General features: G+C 65.6%; 17 protein-coding genes. 1 reads left to right on the top strand and 16 read right to left on the bottom strand.

Annotated elements, in window-relative coordinates:
* From ABC383_RS18360 to ABC383_RS18395, 8 genes are all read right to left on the bottom strand, one after another.
* On the bottom strand, positions 1 to 552 hold the full coding sequence (locus tag ABC383_RS18360; RefSeq protein WP_413015763.1) for an LPS-assembly lipoprotein LptE: 552 nt from the start codon (positions 550 to 552) through the stop codon (positions 1 to 3).
* 22 nt (positions 553 to 574) lie between these two features.
* Entirely contained in the window at positions 575 to 3253 is a 2679-nt protein-coding gene (leuS, locus tag ABC383_RS18365; RefSeq protein WP_413015765.1) for a leucine--tRNA ligase, read from the bottom strand.
* A 100-nt stretch (positions 3254 to 3353) separates the two neighbouring features.
* Complete coding sequence (locus tag ABC383_RS18370) at positions 3354 to 3683, bottom strand: barstar family protein (RefSeq protein ID WP_413015767.1); 330 nt, start codon at positions 3681 to 3683, stop codon at positions 3354 to 3356.
* 1 nt (position 3684) lies between these two features.
* A complete protein-coding gene (locus ABC383_RS18375; RefSeq protein ID WP_413015769.1) occupies positions 3685 to 4125 on the bottom strand; it encodes an ExbD/TolR family protein in 441 nt (146 codons plus the stop codon).
* A gap of 14 nt (positions 4126 to 4139) precedes the next feature.
* Positions 4140 to 4832, bottom strand: coding sequence for a MotA/TolQ/ExbB proton channel family protein (locus ABC383_RS18380; protein ID WP_413015771.1), 693 nt, complete (start codon positions 4830 to 4832; stop codon positions 4140 to 4142).
* 11 nt (positions 4833 to 4843) lie between these two features.
* Complete coding sequence (locus ABC383_RS18385; protein WP_413015773.1) at positions 4844 to 5578, bottom strand: energy transducer TonB; 735 nt, start codon at positions 5576 to 5578, stop codon at positions 4844 to 4846.
* Between the two features lie 26 nt (positions 5579 to 5604).
* Complete coding sequence (gene dapB, locus ABC383_RS18390; protein WP_413015775.1) at positions 5605 to 6411, bottom strand: 4-hydroxy-tetrahydrodipicolinate reductase; 807 nt, start codon at positions 6409 to 6411, stop codon at positions 5605 to 5607.
* A complete protein-coding gene (locus ABC383_RS18395; RefSeq protein ID WP_413015777.1) occupies positions 6408 to 6986 on the bottom strand; it encodes an outer membrane protein assembly factor BamE in 579 nt (192 codons plus the stop codon). Before ABC383_RS18395 ends, dapB begins: the two co-directional genes overlap by 4 nt.
* 78 nt (positions 6987 to 7064) lie before the next feature.
* Between ABC383_RS18395 and fur the strand changes: the two genes are divergently transcribed.
* A complete protein-coding gene (gene fur / locus ABC383_RS18400; RefSeq protein WP_413015779.1) occupies positions 7065 to 7496 on the top strand; it encodes a ferric iron uptake transcriptional regulator in 432 nt (143 codons plus the stop codon).
* A 24-nt stretch (positions 7497 to 7520) separates the two neighbouring features.
* On the opposite strand, the gene can is transcribed toward fur, so the two are convergent.
* The 8 genes from can to recN form a co-directional block, all read right to left on the bottom strand.
* Complete coding sequence (can, locus tag ABC383_RS18405) at positions 7521 to 8186, bottom strand: carbonate dehydratase (RefSeq protein ID WP_413015781.1); 666 nt, start codon at positions 8184 to 8186, stop codon at positions 7521 to 7523.
* 14 nt (positions 8187 to 8200) lie between these two features.
* Complete coding sequence (locus ABC383_RS18410) at positions 8201 to 9346, bottom strand: FAD-dependent oxidoreductase (RefSeq protein ID WP_413015782.1); 1146 nt, start codon at positions 9344 to 9346, stop codon at positions 8201 to 8203.
* A 5-nt stretch (positions 9347 to 9351) separates the two neighbouring features.
* Complete coding sequence (locus ABC383_RS18415; RefSeq protein ID WP_413015783.1) at positions 9352 to 9996, bottom strand: DUF3047 domain-containing protein; 645 nt, start codon at positions 9994 to 9996, stop codon at positions 9352 to 9354.
* A gap of 77 nt (positions 9997 to 10073) precedes the next feature.
* Positions 10074 to 11213, bottom strand: coding sequence for a molecular chaperone DnaJ (dnaJ, locus tag ABC383_RS18420; RefSeq protein WP_413015785.1), 1140 nt, complete (start codon positions 11211 to 11213; stop codon positions 10074 to 10076).
* Positions 11214 to 11306: 93 nt separating this feature from the next.
* Positions 11307 to 13259 carry a molecular chaperone DnaK gene (dnaK, locus tag ABC383_RS18425; protein WP_413015787.1) on the bottom strand — a complete coding sequence of 651 codons (1953 nt, stop codon included), beginning with the start codon at positions 13257 to 13259 and terminating at the stop codon, positions 11307 to 11309.
* A gap of 99 nt (positions 13260 to 13358) precedes the next feature.
* Positions 13359 to 13907: a nucleotide exchange factor GrpE gene (grpE, locus tag ABC383_RS18430; RefSeq protein WP_413015789.1), complete on the bottom strand. Its 549-nt coding sequence runs from the start codon at positions 13905 to 13907 to the stop codon at positions 13359 to 13361.
* Between the two features lie 153 nt (positions 13908 to 14060).
* Positions 14061 to 15167, bottom strand: coding sequence for a ferrochelatase (gene hemH / locus ABC383_RS18435; RefSeq protein WP_413015791.1), 1107 nt, complete (start codon positions 15165 to 15167; stop codon positions 14061 to 14063).
* Between the two features lie 54 nt (positions 15168 to 15221).
* Entirely contained in the window at positions 15222 to 16874 is a 1653-nt protein-coding gene (recN, locus tag ABC383_RS18440) for a DNA repair protein RecN (protein WP_413015792.1), read from the bottom strand.
* Positions 16875 to 16915 lie beyond the last annotated feature (41 nt).

Raw genomic sequence — 16915 nt, forward strand, 5'->3', positions numbered from 1 at the left:
CTACTTGGAAGCCGGGGCCGGCGCCGGGGCCGCTTCCGGGGCCGGCTCCAGCGGCTTGATTGCGGAAATGCGGCGCAGCACCTGCTGCACCAGGTCGGTCTGCATTTCCTGGTACATCTGGGCTTCCTCGACTTCCTTGGCCAGCGCCTGGGCCTCGTTATAGCTTTGCACGCGGCGGATCAGCACTTCGTTCGGCGCCAGCAGCTGCCGGCCCTCTTTGTCGATCACGCGGAAGTTGAGCCGGTAGAACAGGTTGTACTCCCGCACCCGGCCCTGGCTGTTCAGGGACAGGATCTGCTTTTCCCGGCCTTCACGCAGGACTTCCAGTATCGCGTCGGCTTCCTCGCGCGTCTTCACCACCCGCACATTGCCCATCGCGTTGAGGTTGCGCCGCAGTTGCACGCCCACCGGCGAGGTTTCGCCAAAGCCCAGGAAGATGGTGGAGAAGGGCAGCGGGTCCTGCGGCCCGCTGCCGCGCAGCGTGAAGCCGCAGGCGCTCAGCGCCAGCATCACTGCCAGCGCCAGCAGGGTCGTGCTCAACAATTTACGCATGGCGTTCCATTTCCTTGATCGCTCAGGCGACGATGTTGACCAGCTTGCCCGGCACCACGATCACCTTCTTCGGCGCGCCGGTCAGGAATTTCTGCACGCTCTCGGTCGCCAGCGCCGCCGCCTCGATGCTGGCCTTGTCGGCATCCTTGGGCACCCGCACGCTGCCGCGCAGCTTGCCGTTGACCTGGATCATCAGTTCGATGTCGGCCTGCTCCAGTGCCGCCGGATCGACCTGCGGCCAGGGCGCATCGAGGATATCGCCGAAGCTGGCGGCATAGCCCAGCTCCTGCCACAGCACATGGGTGACGTGCGGCGCGACCGGATAGAGCACCCGCAGGAAGATCGACAGGCATTCGAACATCACCGCGTTGCTGGCGCCGGAGTCGTCGAAGCGCGCGCCTTCCAGCGTATTGAGCAGTTTCATCGCCGCCGACACCACGGTGTTGTACTGGGTGCGGCGGTAGTCGTGGTCGGCCTGCTGCAGGATCTTGTGAACTTCGCGGCGCAGCGCCTTGTGGCTTTCCGGCAGCGCGGCCGGCTCGATCGCGGCGGTGGCCGCCAGGCGCGGGGCCTGCGCATGGGCGAAGGCCCAGACCCGCTTCAGGAAGCGGTTCGCGCCTTCCACGCCGGCTCCCGACCACTCCAGCGTCTGCTCCGGCGGCGAGGCGAACATGGTGAACAGGCGCGCGGTGTCGGCGCCGTACTGGTCGATCTGCGCCTGCGGGTCGATGCCGTTGTTCTTGGACTTGGACATCTTCTCGATGCCGCCGATCTGCACCGGCTGGCCGTCCGACTTCAGCGTGGCCGACACCGGCCGGCCGCGCTCGTCGGTGGTCAGCGCCACGTCCGCCGGGTTGAACCAGACCTTCTTGCCGGACTCGTCCTCGCGGTAATAGGTTTCGTTCAGCACCATGCCCTGCGTGAGCAGCTTGGTGAAGGGCTCGTCAAACTTCACCAGGCCGAAGTCGCGCATCACCTTGGTCCAGAAGCGGGCATACAGCAGGTGCAGCACCGCATGCTCGATGCCGCCGATGTACTGGTCCATCGGCATCCAGTAGTCGTTGCGCGCATCCACCATCGCGTTGTCGCTGCCCGGCGAGCAATAGCGCATGTAATACCAGGACGAATCGACGAAGGTGTCCATGGTGTCGGTCTCGCGCCGCGCCGGCTTGCCGCACTGCGGGCAGTCCACATGCAGGAAGCCTTCATGCTTGTTGAGCGGATTGCCGCTGCCATCCGGCACGCAGTCTTCCGGCAGCACGACAGGCAGGTCCTTTTCCGGCACCGGCACGTCGCCGCAGCTTGCGCAGTGGATGATGGGAATCGGCGTGCCCCAATAGCGCTGGCGCGAAATGCCCCAGTCGCGCAGACGGTAGGTCACCTTCTTCTCGCCCAGGCCGCGCTCGGCCAGGTCGGCGGCGATCGCGTCCACCGCTTCCTGGTAGGCCATGCCGTCATACCTGCCGGAATTCATGCAGCGGCCGTTTTCCTTGTCGGCATACCAGTCATGCCAGGTTTCGGTGGAGAAGGTCTTGCCCTCGATGGCGATCACCTGCTCGATCGGCAGCACGTATTTCTTGGCGAAGGCGAAGTCGCGCTCGTCATGCGCCGGCACGCCCATCACCGCGCCGTCGCCGTAGGTGACGAGCACATAGTTGCCGACCCAGACTTCGACCAGCTTGCCGGTCAATGGATGGGTGACGTACAGGCCGGTGGGCATGCCCTTCTTTTCCATCGTCGCCATGTCGGCTTCGATCACGCTGCCCTGCTTGCATTCGGCGATGAAGTCGGCCAGCTCGCGGTTCTCGCGGGCGGCGAAGGTCGCCATCGGATGCTCCGGCGCGATGGCGCAGAAGGTCACGCCCTTGATGGTGTCGGCGCGGGTGGTGAACACCCACAGCTTGCCCTGCAGCGGGAAGCCGCCGCTGTCCTGCGGCAGGGGATGGGTGCTGCTGCCGGGCTCGGTCAGGTCGTAGGGGAAGGCGAAGCGCACGCCGGTGGACTTGCCGATCCAGTTGGACTGCATGATGCGCACCCGCTCCGGCCAGCCGGGCAGGCCTGTTTCCACCTGCTGCAGCAGTTCCTCGGCATAGTCGGTGATGCGGGCGTAGTACATCGGGATTTCGCGCTTCTCGATCAGCGCGCCCGAGCGCCAGCCGCGGCCGTCGATCACCTGCTCGTTGGCCAGCACGGTCTGGTCGACCGGGTCCCAGTTCACGGTGCCGGTCTTCTTGTAGATGATGCCTTTCTCCAGCATCTTCAGGAACATCCACTGGTTCCACTTGTAGTAGTCGGGCTTGCAGGCCGTCATCTCGCGCGACCAGTCGATCGCCAGGCCCATCGCTTCCATCTGCTGCTTCATGTGGGCGATGTTGGAATAGGTCCATTGCGCCGGCGGCACCTTGTTGGCCATTGCCGCGTTTTCCGCCGGCATGCCGAACGCGTCCCAGCCCATGGGCATCAGGACGTTGTAGCCGTTCATGCGCAGGTAGCGGTACATCACGTCGTTGATGGTGTAGTTGCGCACATGGCCCATGTGCAGCTTGCCGGACGGGTAGGGCAGCATCGAGCAGGCGTAGAACTTCTTCTTTTCCTGGCCGTTGCGGTCGGTTGCGTTTTCAACGGCGCGGTAGGCATCGATGGCTTGCCAGTGGTCGCGTGCGGATTGTTCGACCTCGGCGTGACTGTATTTTTCTTGCATGGCGGCTGCGATTCGGTGGTGGGACTGGTTGAATTGAACCGAGCATTATACTGGCTGCCCACCGCAAGTGGCGTCGCCGCCGCTTGCGCCCGGGCGGGCGTCAGCGCAGCAGCAGCCGCAATGCCGGCGCCGCGCCGGCCTCGGCATGGCGCAGGTTGACTTCCTCCACCACGTCTTCCAGCGCGGCCAGCACCTCGGGCGCCTGCCGCCTCACCAGGTCGGCATCGGTGACGGTGATGTCGAGCAGCTCGCCCGGCGCCAGCGCGAAACGGCTCATGCCGTCGTCGTCGCGCACGCCGGAGAGGCAGTCGATCAGGGCGCTGAGATTGTTGCCGTAGAAGTCGGGCAGGCCGAATTCGCGCCGGCATTCGCGGTGCAGCGCCGGCATGCCGGTCAGCTGGCGGCCGTCCAGGCGGGCGCTGGCCGTCATGCTATTGACGCGCCGGCGCAGCGGCGGCAGCCGCGGGTTCGGTGACGAAGCCCAGCTTGCTCAGGCCATTGTTCTGCGCCGCCGCCATCACCTGGGCAATCACTTCATAGCGGGTCGACTTGTCGGCGCGCAGCTGCAGTTCCGGTTGCGGCTGTTTCTGCGCCGCTTCGGCCATGCGCGCCGGCAGGTCGGCCTGGGCGACCGGCGCGTCGTTCCAGAATACCTCGCCGGCCGCATTGATCGACAGCGTCACGGTTTCCGGCTTTTCCGGCGCCGGCGCCGACTGCGCGCTCGGCAGGTCGAGCTTGACCGCGTGGGTAAACAGCGGCGCGGTGATGATGAAGATCACCAGCAGCACCAGCATCACGTCCACCATCGGTGTGACGTTGATGTCGGCCATCGGCGCGCCCTGCCGGTTATTGTCGAATCCGCCAAATGCCATGATGTTCCTCCTGCTTATTTGCCGACGCGGCTGCCGGTGGTCAGGTACGCATGCAGATCGTGCGCAAACGCATCGAGTTCCGCCAGCGTGACCCGGTTGACGCGGGTGAAGGCGTTATAGGCCAGCACCGCGGGAATGGCCACCACCAGCCCCAGCGCGGTCATGATCAGCGCCTCGCCGACCGGCCCGGCCACCTTGTCGATCTGCACCGTGCCCGATGCCGAGACCGCTATCAGCGCATGATAGATGCCCCATACCGTGCCGAACAGGCCGACGAAGGGGGCGGTTGATCCGACCGATGCCAGGAGCGTCAGGCCGTTTTCCAGCCGGGAGGAAACCCGGTTGATTTCCTGGCGCAGCGTGCGGGTGATCAGCTCGCCCGGATCGACCGCCGCATTCAGCGAGTTGTCCTGGGCACGCAGGTTGGCCGCTTCCATGCTCTGCGCCGCCAGCGGCGTGTAGACCCGCTCGCTGTCGGCGCTTTTCATCACCGCGACGGCGTCGGCCAGGGTCGGCGCCTTCCAGAAGCCTTCCAGCGCGCCGGCGCTGCGCCGGATGCGCCAGGAACTCCAGGCCTTGGCCAGGATGTAGTACCAGCTGACGATGGACATGGCCAGCAGCACATAGGCGACCGCGTGCGATACCGCGTCGCCTTGCGCCCAGTAGTGGGCCAGTCCCATGCTTTGATTTGCGATTGTCGGGTTCATCTGCGTTTGTTCTAGTTGGAAAGTTTGAAAACGATGGGCACCAGGTACCACTCGGCCACCGGCTTGCCGTTGCTGGTGGCGGGATTGAAACGCCAGGACTGGACCGCGCTGCGCGCCGCCTCGTCCAGCATCGGAAAGCCGCTGGAGGTGCGTACCTGGACTTCGCCGGCAGTGCCGTCGGCCTGCACCAGCACCCTCAGCATCACCCGTCCCTCCTCGCCGTTGCGCAGCGAGCGCGCCGGCTGTACCGGCGGCCGGTTGGCGGCGGCGTAGCTGGCGGGAATGGAGACGCCGGTGCGCACCGGTTCGGCCGGCGGCGCTGGCGGGGCAGGGGGCGCGGGAGGCGTGGCCGGCGCCGGGGCTGGCGCGGTTGTCGGGGGTGTCGCTTCCGCGACAGGCGGCGCTGCCGGCGCGGGTTCTGTTCGCGCTGGCGCGACGCGGCGCGGCGCCGGCTTCGCCACCGGCGCAGGCCGTGGCGGCGGTGCCGGTTTCGGCGGCGGGGACGGTTTGGCGGGAGGCGGCGGCGGCGGCGGTGGCGGCGGTTCGGGCTGCGGTTGCGGCGCTGGCGCCGCGACGGGCGCTGGCACTGGCTGCGGCGGGGGCAACAGCGCCACCGTGATCGGCTTGGGTTCCGGCGATGGATGCACGTGGGTTTTCACGCCGGAAAGCACGGCGACGAGCGCGCCGGCATGCATGGCCACCGAAATGGCAATCGCTGCCAGCGAACGGCGGGCCGGCGCGCTCATGGCGTCCTCACACGGCGTATTGTGCGTCAGCGCAGGCCAAGCACGTCCTGCATGTCGTAGAGTCCGGTGTCGCGGCCGGCCAGGAAGCGGGCGGCGCGCAGGCTGCCGTGGGCATAGGTGACCCGGCTCGACGACTTGTGGCTGATCTCGATGCGCTCGCCGATGCCGGCAAACAGAACGGTGTGGTCGCCGACGATGTCGCCGCCGCGTATGGTGGCAAAGCCGATCGAGGAAGGATCGCGCTCGCCGGTCACGCCTTCGCGCGCGAACACGCCGACTTCCTTCAAATCGCGGCCGAGGGCGCGCGCCACCACTTCGCCCATCTGCAGCGCGGTGCCGGACGGCGCGTCGACCTTGTGGCGGTGATGCGCCTCGATGATCTCGATGTCATAGCCTTCGGCAAAGCTCTTTGCCGCAAGCTCCAGCAGCTTCATCGTCACGTTCACGCCCACGCTCATGTTGGGCGCGAACACGATGGCGGTCTTTTCGGCGGCGGCGGCGATTGCGGCCTTGCCGGCATCGTCGAAGCCGGTGGTGCCGACGATCATCTTGATGCCATGCGCGGCACAGTATTCCATGTGCTTCAACGTGCCTTCCGGCCGGGTGAAGTCGATCAGGTAGTCGGCGTTGGCCAGCCCCTGTCCCAGCTTGTCGGTGATCAGGACGCCGGAATCCTGGCCGAGGAAGGCGGAGGCGTCGGCGCCGAGGCCGGGAGCGCCGGCAACGTCGAGCGCGCCGGCGAGTTCTGCGTCGGAAGCATTGCGGATGGCTTCAATCAGCATGCGGCCCATGCGGCCGGATGCGCCGGCAACGGCAATTTTCATTTGAGTCATGGCTTGGTGGCGGGAGTTTGCGGGTCGGCGGCGGAGGAAGGCACCGGCTGCGGGCCTGGGGTCATGGTGTTGGCCTTGCGGACCTTTTCGCCAGCGATGCGCGACAGGTAATCGGCTTCGGTCGGCAGGTCGCCGCCCTCGATGCGCGCCAGGCGGTTGTCGACGAAAGTCAGCGTCACGCGGCTGGTGGTGATTTCGCCATTGCCCTTCTTCATGCGGAATGGATAATCCCAGCGGCTGTTGTGGAACACGTCGGTCAGGAGCGGCGTGCCGAGCACGAAGCGGACCTGGTCCTGGGTCATGCCTTCCTTCAGTTGCGCCACCATTTCGCGGGAGACGAAGTTGCCCTGCTGAATGTCGGGCCGGTAAGGACGCAGAAAGCCGAGAAACGGCTTTTCGCGCGTGACCTGCACGTCGCTGCCGCCCTGCTCGCTGGCCTGTTGCGCCTGCACTGCCGGCTCGCTGCGGCGTACGCTCGCAGGCTCGTCAATCAGCGGGTTCTTCGACGCGCAGCCGGCGAGGGCGGCGGCGAACAGCACGCACAGCGCACCGGAATGGGAAAACAGCATACGCATAAGGGGAGATCTCAGTCGATTGAGCTAGGTGGTCAAACGCTATATGATAAAGCAGATCATCTCCATCCGACGAAATCCATGCCTAACAACCCCACCGACCTGAAGGCCAGCGGCCTCAAGGCCACGCTGCCGCGGCTCAAGATCCTCGAAATTTTCCAGGGCAGCAGCGTGCGTCACCTGAGCGCCGAAGATGTCTACAAGATACTGCTGGCCGATAACATGGATGTCGGCCTGGCCACCGTCTATCGCGTGCTGACCCAGTTCGAGCAGGCCGGCCTGCTGAGCCGGAATCACTTCGAGTCGGGCAAGGCCGTGTTCGAGCTCAACGAAGGCTCGCACCACGACCATCTGGTATGCCTGGACTGCAGCCGCGTGGAAGAGTTTTTCGACGAGGAAATCGAGCGCCGCCAGCAGGTCATCGCGCAGCAGCGCGGCTTCGCGATCGCCGAGCATGCGCTGGCGCTGTATGCGCATTGCACCAAGCAGGATTGCCCGCATCGCGGCCGCTAGGCCGCAGTCCCGGATGCTTGACGCTTATTCGTAGGCCTGGAACGCCTCCGCGAGGATTCCGGCCATTTCTTCCGGCGCGCTGATGGAGACGCCCAGGTCGCGCAGCAGGCCGTCCTGGATGCCGTAGATCAGGCTGTGGATGGTCAGTTCCTGGCCGCGCTCCCAGGCATCCCGCACGATGGTGGTCTGGCACAGATTGGTCACCTGCTCCATCACGTTGAGTTCGCACAGGCGGTCCAGCCGCTGCTTGTCGGGCAGGACCTCGCCCAGATAGCGCTCATGCTTCATGTGCACGTCCTGCACATGGCGCAGCCAGTTATCCGCCAGGCCGACGCGCCGGCCCACCAGCGCCGCATGCACGCCGGAACAGCCGTAGTGGCCGCAGACGATCACATGCTTGACCTTCAGCACGTCGACGGCGAACTGCAATACCGACAGGCAGTTCAGGTCGGTGTGCACGACCACGTTGGCAATATTCCTGTGGACGAACAGCTCGCCCGGCAGCAGCCCCAGCAGCTCGTTGGCGGGCACCCGGCTGTCGGAGCAGCCGATCCACAGGTATTCGGGGGTCTGCTGGGCGGCCAGCTTCTTGAAGAAGTCGGCATCCTCGGCGGAAATGGCGGCCGCCCACTGGCGGTTGTTCTCAAACAGCTGCTGGTAAGTGATGTCGCGTGCTTGCTTGCGTTGCATGTTGTTTATTCCTATTAACTATTGATCTGATTAGGTACATCCCAATCCGAAAAACGCTGCATGAATTTGCGGTCGATCGCATCCTTCCAGCGCCATACCCAGCCGCCTTCCCAGCTCAGGCCCTGCCATACCGCCACCGCATGGCGCGGGCCGGTGCCGAGCAGCGACAGGTGGCCGCGCTGCGCCAGGTAGGCCGCCAGCGGCTGGCCGGCGACCGTGCGCAGCAGGTTGTCGGCCAGCACCGGCCCTTGCCGCACTGCATAGACGCCTGCCTTGTCGCGCGGTTGCAGCGGATCGGTGGCAATGTCGCCGGCGGCGAACACATGGCCATGGCTGACCGAGCGCAGATGGCTGTCGACATGGACGAAGCCGTCCAGGCAGGCCAGGCCCGACTGCGCCACCCAGGGCTGCGCGCCGGCGCCTGTGGCCCATAGCAGCGCATCGTAAGCCGCCGTGCTGCCATCGGCAAAATGCAGCATGTCCGGTTCCACCCGCAGAACGTCGGTCCCGGTGAGCACCGCAATGCCCTGCCTTGCCAGGTGGCGCGCCATGCGCCGCGCCGCGCCGCGCGGATAGCCGGCCAGCAGTTCGCCGCGCGTCACCAGAGACCACTTGACGCGGTCGCGCCGGCCCGCCATCCGGTGCGCCATCGCCAGCACCAGTTCGACGCCGCCGGCGCCGCCGCCCACCACCACCATGTGCACCGGCCGCGCCAGGCTGTCGGCCTGGGCCTGGAAGGCGCGCCATTGCTGCAGGAAGACGTCGACCGGCTTGACCGGCAGCGCATGGTCCTGGGCACCCGGCACCCGGGCCAGCGGCGGCGCCGAGCCGATGTCGAGGGAGGCGAGATCGAAATTCCATTGCCGGCCGCAGTCGTCCAGCGCCACGCGCGCCGCCGGGTCGAAGGAGACGATGCTGGCCTGCGCTAGTTCCACCTGCGCCGCCGCGGCCAGCGGCGCCAGGTGCACATGGGCTTCATTGTGCCGGTAGTGGCCGGCGATCAGGCCCGGCAGCATGCCGGAATAGGGCGTGTGCAGGTCGCGGCTGACCATGGCCACCTGCAGCCGGTCGCGCCATTCGGGCAGGCGCTTGCGCAGCGCCTCCAGCACGAACAGGTGGGCATGGCCGCCGCCAACGAGGAGCAGGCGCTGTGTCGTCACGGCGGCTACTCGCTGGAAAAGGTGATGTCGCCGTACCAGGCGCGAGCCTGGCGGGCGCCGTTGTCGCCGTCGGTCATCACGGCGACCGCGTCGATCTCGGCAAAGTCCTCGCCAAACGCGGCGCGCAGGTCGTCGCGCACATTGCGCTGGTGGCTGACCCAGGTGCCGGCCCTGGCGTCGCCGCTGTCGACCGCCAGCATCATCGCCTGGCTGGTGAAGGGATTCGGCCAGCGCGCGCCGACCGGCTTGCCCGATGCCCATACATAGTTCAGCGCGCGGCTGCGCAGACCGAGCGGACCGCGTTCCACCACCACATAGATGCGCACCGGGAAGTCGTCGCCGGCCTTGGCCTCTTCATCGTTGCCGCGATACGGCGCATCGATCTTCCAGCGCCAGCGCAGCACCGGTGTTCTGGCCAGGTCGACCCGGATCTTGCGGAAGCGGCCCGAGGCCATGCCGTCGGTGCTGGCCTGCAGCACGGTCACGCTGCCATCCCGCACCAGTTCGTAGCGGGTCTCGCCCTTGAAGGACTTGACGTCCCAGCCGGCCAGGTCGCCGCTGGAAAAGCTGCCGACCCGCAGGGTTTCCGCCGCGGCGGGACCGGCGGAAAACAGCACAAGCGCAGTGAGAAAGGGGAAGGCGGCTCGCATGCGGACTTTCGGAAACGGTGCGGACAAGAAAAAGCCGCTGGGCATTGCTGCCAGCGGCCATTGCGGGGTGATGCTGCTTACTCGAAGAACTCCTTGACCTTGTCTTTCCAGGACTTGCTCTGCGGGCTGTGCTTGGCGCCGCCCTCGGTCATGGAGCGCTCGAACTCGCGCAGCATGTCCTTCTGGCGCTCGGTCAGGCGCACCGGTGTTTCCACCACGACGTGGCAGAACAGGTCGCCGGACAGGCCGGAGCGCACGCCCTTGACGCCCTTGCCGCGCAGCCGGAACACCTTGCCGCTCTGGGTGCCTTCCGGCACCGAAAACGATACCTTGCCGCCCAGGGTCGGCACTTCGATGTCGCCGCCCAGCGCCGCGGTGGCGTAGGAAATCGGCATCTCGCAGTGCAGGTCGTCGCCTTCGCGCTGGAACACCGGATGCGGCTTGATGTGGATTTCCACATACAGGTCGCCCGGCGGTCCGCCGTTCATGCCCGGCTCGCCGTTGCCGGAAGAGCGGATGCGCATGCCGTCGTCGATGCCGGCCGGGATCTTCACTTCCAGCGTCTTGTTGCGCTTGATGCGGCCGGCACCGGCGCAGGTGGGGCAGGGTTCCGGAATGATCTTGCCGGTGCCGTGGCACTTCGGGCAGGTCTGCTGGATGCTGAAGAAGCCCTGCTGCATGCGCACCTGGCCGTGGCCGGCGCAGGTGGGGCAGGTGGTGGGCGACGTGCCCGGCTTGGCGCCGCTGCCGTGGCAGGTGTCGCAGCTGTCCCAGGACGGCACGCGGATCGTGGTGTCGAAGCCGTTGGCCGCCTGTTCCAGCGTGATTTCCAGGTTGTAGCGCAGGTCGGCGCCGCGATAGACCTGCGGGCCGCCGCCACGGCCGCCGCGGCCGCCGGCCGCGTTGCCGAAGATGTCGCCGAAGATGTCGCCAAACGCATCGGCGAAGCCGCCCGCGTTGCCGCCGAAGCCGCCGCCGCCCATGTTGGGATCGACGCCGGCATGGCCGTAGCGGTCATAGGCATCCCGCTTCTGCGGGTCCGACAGCATCTCGTAGGCCTCCTTGGCCTCCTTGAATTTCTCTTCCGCGCCCTTGCTGTCCGGATTGCGGTCCGGATGGTATTTCATTGCGAGCTTGCGATACGCCTTCTTGATGTCATCATCGGAAGCGTTTTTCGCTACGCCCAGTATTTCGTAAAAATCGCGCTTTGCCGCCATGTTATAGGCACCTCTCTGGTAAGCAAAAAGCCGAGCCGCAGTCAGGCGACCACTGGCTCGGCGAACTTTGCGGCCTTGGCCGCAAAATTGTTATTACTTGTCTTTGACTTCCTTGAAGTCGGCGTCCACAACGTCGTCGTCCTTGGCACGCGACTCCGCACCCGCCTGACCTGCGCCTGCACCCGCACCAGCCTCGGCGCCGCCGGCCGCAGCCTGCTGCGCCTGCATGTCGGCATACATCTTCTCGCCCAGCTTCTGCGCTGCGGTGGTCAGCGCGGTCATTTTGGCGTCGATGTCGGCCTTGTCGCTGCCCTTCAGGGAAGTTTCGAGGTCGCGGATCGCGGCTTCGATCTTTTCCTTCTCGCCGGCGTCGAGCTTGTCGCCATATTCCGTCAGCGACTTGCGGGTCGAATGCACCAGCGCGTCGCCCTGGTTGTGGGCTTCGGCCAGTTCCTTCAGGCGCTTGTCCTCTTCGGCGTTGGCTTCGGCATCGCGCACCATCTTCTGGATTTCCTCCTCGGTCAGACCCGAGTTGGCCTTGATGGTGATCTTGTTTTCCTTGCCGCTGGCCTTGTCCTTGGCGCCGACGTGCAGGATGCCGTTGGCGTCGATGTCGAAGGTGACTTCAATCTGCGGAGTGCCGCGCGATGCCGGCGGAATGCCTTCCAGGTTGAATTCGCCCAGCGCCTTGTTGCCCACTGCCATTTCACGCTCGCCCTGGTAGACCTTGATGGTCACGGCAGGCTGGTTGTCTTCCGCGGTGGAGAACACCTGGCTGAACTTGGTCGGGATCGTGGTGTTCTTCTGGATCATCTTGGTCATCACGCCGCCCAGGGTCTCGATGCCCAGCGACAGCGGCGTCACGTCCAGCAGCAGCAGGTCCTTGCGGTCGCCCGACAGCACCGAACCCTGGATGGCTGCGCCCACTGCCACTGCCTCGTCCGGGTTGACGTCCTTGCGCGGATCCTTGCCGAAGAATTCCTTGACCTTTTCCTGCACCTTGGGCATGCGGGTCATGCCGCCGACCAGGATCACGTCATTGATGTCGCTGATCTTCACGCCGGCATCCTTGATGGCGATGCGGCATGGCTCGATGGTCCGGGCGATCAGTTCCTCGACCAGCGATTCCAGCTTGGCGCGGGTGATCTTCAGGTTCAGGTGGACCGGCGCGCCATTGGCCATGGCGATGTACGGCTCGTTGATCTCGGTCTGCTGCGACGACGACAGCTCGATCTTGGCGCGCTCGGCCGATGCCTTGATACGCTGCAGCGCGATGGCGTCCTTGGACAGGTCCAGGCCGTTGATCTTGCGGAATTCGTCGATGATGTAGTCGATGATGCGCTGGTCGAAGTCTTCGCCGCCGAGGAAGGTGTCGCCATTGGTCGACAGCACTTCGAACTGCATTTCGCCTTCGACGTCGGCGATCTCGATGATGGAGATGTCGAAGGTGCCGCCGCCCAGGTCATAGACGGCGATCTTGCGGTCGCCCTTGCCGGACTTGTCCAGGCCAAACGCCAGCGCGGCCGCGGTAGGCTCGTTGATGATGCGCTTGACATCCAGGCCCGCGATGCGGCCGGCGTCCTTGGTCGCCTGGCGCTGCGAGTCGTTGAAGTAGGCCGGCACGGTGATCACGGCTTCGGTGACTTCCTCGCCCAGGTAGTCTTCGGCGGTTTTCTTCATCTTGCGCAGCACTTCGGCCGACACCTGCTGTGCCGCCAGCTTCTTGTCGCGCACCTGCACCCAGGCGTCGCCGTTGTCGGCCTTGACGATCTGGTAAGGCATCAGGCTGATGTCCTTCTGCACTTCCTTCTCGTCGAAGCGGCGGCCGATCAGGCGCTTGACTGCGTAGAGGGTGTTCTTCGGGTTGGTGACCGCCTGGCGCTTGGCCGGCGCGCCAACCAGGATTTCGCCGTCTTCCTGATAAGCGACGATGGAAGGCGTGGTACGCGCGCCTTCGGAGTTTTCGATGACCTTCGGCTGACCGCCTTCCATGACGGCGACGCAGGAGTTGGTCGTGCCCAGGTCAATACCAATGATTTTGCCCATGATTGTTTATCCCTTAAAAATACGGTGAGACAGAATTTCGCTTGCTGCCTATATGTGGAGAAAGGTGGACCTTTCAAGAACCCTGATGCGTCGTATCGCTTATTTTTGTTGCGAGACGGTAACCAGGGCGGGGCGCAGCAGGCGGTCGGCGATGGTGTAGCCCTTCTGCAGCACGCTGACGATGGTGTTGGCTTCCTGGTCGGACGGCACCATCGAGATGGCCTGATGCTTCATCGGATCCAGCTTTTCGCCGGCTTGCGGATTGACTTCCAGCAGGCGGTTCTTCTCGAAGGCGGAGACCAGCTGCTTCAGGGTCATGTCAACGCCTTCCTTCAGGGATTCGACCGACGGCGTCTCCACCTTCAGCGCCATTTCCAGGCTGTCCTTCACCGGCACCAGCGCCTCGGCGAAGCTCTCGATCGCAAATTTATGGGCCTTGGCAATGTCTTCCTGCGCCCGGCGCCGCATGTTCTCCGCCTCGGCCTTGGCGCGCAGGAAGGAATCCTGCAGTTCGGACAGGCGGGCTTCCGCCTCGGCCAGCTTCTGCTCGGCGTTGGATGCGGCCGGCTGGGCCGTTTCGGGCGCGGCGTCAGCGGCCGGGGCGCCCTGCGTCGCTTCCTGGGAATTCTTGTTTTCTTCGTCGTGCATCGTCAGACTCCAGCAATATCAAGGACTTATGCGAACTGGCGCCGAGGAGTCGGCGCCAGCGCATTGCTATTGAATTAACCACTCGCCGCAAATGGGGATAGCGGCAGGCATTTCAAGGGCGGGTTTTGGGCAGGACGGAAAATCCGGCCGGTGTCAGTCGGCGGCTCCCAGGGCCAGCGCCCGTTCGCGGCCAGTCGCTGCATCCTGCCGGCGTGCCGCCTGCAGCGCGCCGTCGCGCGCCGTGGGCCAGCCCTGCATGTGGCGCTCGGCGAGGGTGGCCATGGCGGCCACCCAGGCCAGCGCTTCGTTCAGGCAGGGGATGTAGTGATAGGCGCTGCCGCCGGCGGTGAGGAAGTCGGTGCGCACTTCCATGTCGATTTCCTCCAGCGTCTCCAGGCAGTCGCTGGTGAAGCCGGGACAGATCACATCGACGCGCTTGACGCCTTCCCTGGCCAGCTTCTGCATGGTTGGCGCGGTATAAGGCTGCAGCCATTCGGCCTTGCCGAAGCGCGACTGGAAGGTCACCAAGTACTGCTCCTGCGTCAGGCCCAGCGCGGCGGCCAAGAGGCGCGCGGTCTTGTGGCATTCGCAGTGGTACGGGTCGCCCAGCAGCAGGGTGCGCTTGGGCACGCCGTGGAAGCTCATCACCAGCTTGTCCGGCCGGCCATGGCTTTCCCAGTGCTTCTGCACCGACTGCCGCAGCGCCTCGATATAGCCGGGGTCGTCATGGTAGTTGCGCACCAGGCGCAGCTCCGGGATGTTGCGCGCCTTCCTGTAATAACTGAAGACGGCGTCGTAGATCGAGGCCGTGGTGGTGCCGGAATACTGCGGATAGGCCGGCAGCACCAGCACCCGCTGGCAACCATCGGCCTTGAGCTTTTCCAGCACCGATGGCAGCGACGGATTCCCGTAGCGCATCGCGGCGACCACCTCGACATCATGGCCGCGCTCGCCGAGCGCGCCGCGCAGCAGCATGGCCTGCTTGACCGTATGCGTGAGCAGGGGTGAGCCTTCCTTGGTCCAGATCGCCGCGTACTTGTGCGCCGACTGCTTGGAGCGGAACGGCAGGATGATGCCGTTCAGGATGAACCACCAGACCGCCTTCGGGATTTCCACCACCCGCGGGTCGGACAGGAATTCCTTCAGGTAGGGCCGTACCGCGGCGGCGGTCGGCGCGTCCGGCGTGCCGAGGTTGACCAGTACGATGGCGCTGCGGCTGATGCTGCCGTGGTGATGGGATGGTTCCGGCTGGAAGCGCATGGGCGGGTAACTCTTTCTTTGTCTTTTATGGAAACCGGAGATGAAAACCGATGCTTACAGCGCCAGCAGTTCGCGCGCGTGCTTTCTGGTGGTGGCGGTGATCTCGATGCCGCCCAGCATGCGCGCCACTTCCTCCACCCGCGCCTTGGCGTCCAGCGGCTCGATGCGCGAAACCGTCTTGCCGTCCGGCGCGCCGGCCTTGCTGACCTGGAAATGCTGGTTGGCCTGGCTCGCCACCTGCGGCAGGTGGGTCACGCACAATACTTGGTGGTCCTGCCCCAGGCGCTTGAGCAGGCGCCCGACCACCTCGGCCACGCCGCCGCCGATGCCGGTGTCGACCTCGTCGAAGATCAGCGTCGGGGTGGCGGTGGCGCTGGAAGTGATCACGGCGATCGCCAGCGAAATCCGCGCCAGTTCGCCGCCGGAAGCCACCTTGGCCAGCGGACGCGGCACGGTGCCGGCGTGTCCCGCCACCAGGAATTCCACCTGTTCCAGGCCATAGGCGGCCGGCTCGCAGGCATTCAGGCCGACCGCGAAGCGCCCGCCCGCCATGCTCAGTTCCTGCATGGCGGCAGTGACCGACTGGCCGAGCTGCGCGGCGGCGGCGGCGCGGGCGCGCGACAGCTTCTGCGCCAGCGCCAGGTAGGCGGCCTTGAGCTTTTCTTCCTGGGCCCGCAGCGCATCGACGTCGGACGCATCGGCCAGCTGCTTCAACTGGGCCGACAGGGTTTCCAGTTCGCGCGGCAGTTCATCCGGGGCGACATGGAACTTGCGGGAAGTGGAATGGATCGCTTCCAGCCTGTCTTCCACCACGCGCAGCCGGGCCGGATCGAGTTCGACCCGGCTCAGGTAGTCGTTCAGGGCATAGACCGCTTCCTGCAGCTGGATCTGCGCCGGCTCCAGCGCTTCCATCACCGGTTTCAGGCCATCGTCGATGTCGACCAGCTTGCCGATCTTCGTGTTGAGCGACGACAGCAGCGACAGGATGGGATTCTCGTCGGACTCGGAAATCGCCGTCAGCGCTTCCTGGGCGCCCTCGATCAGGCTGGCCGCATGCGACAGCCGGCTGTGCTCGTTGCTGATCTCGTCCCATTCGCCGGGCTTGACCGCCAGCTTTTCCAGCTCGGCCACCTGCCATTCCAGGCGCTCGCGCTCCAGCAGCACGTTGCGGGCATTGGTTTCGAATTCCTCGCGCTGGCGCGCCGTCGTGCGCCAGGCGCGGTAGGCCGCGCCAACCGCCTTGGCGTCTTCCGCCAGGCCGCCCTGGCTGTCGAGCAGCGCGCGCTGGGCGTCGGCCTTGAGCAGCGACTGGTGCGCATGCTGGCCGTGGATGTCGACCAGCAGTTCGCCCAGGTCGCGCAACTGGGTGGCGGTGGCGGCGACGCCATTGATATAGGCCTTGGAGCGGCCGGCATTGTCGATCACGCGACGCAGCAGCACGCAGCCGTCTTCCGGCTCGAATTCATTGACCGCCAGCCAGGCGTCGGCTTCGCTGCCGGTGGCGAACTGGGCGCTGATGTCGGCCTTGGCGGCGCCTTCGCGCACCACGCTGGCGTCGCCGCGGCCGCCCAGGGCCAGCGCCAGCGCATCGATCAGGATGGATTTGCCGGCGCCGGTTTCGCCGGTGAAAACAGTGAAGCCGGAGCCCAGCTCAAGTTCGATCGCATCAACAATGACAAAGTCGTGTATGGAGAGTGTGCGCAGCATCTGGAGAGGGAGATTTCGGATGTTGCCCGCAGGCAGGCGAA

The organism is Noviherbaspirillum phoenicis, from assembly GCF_047237965.1.
Lineage (GTDB): Bacteria > Pseudomonadota > Gammaproteobacteria > Burkholderiales > Burkholderiaceae_D > Noviherbaspirillum_A.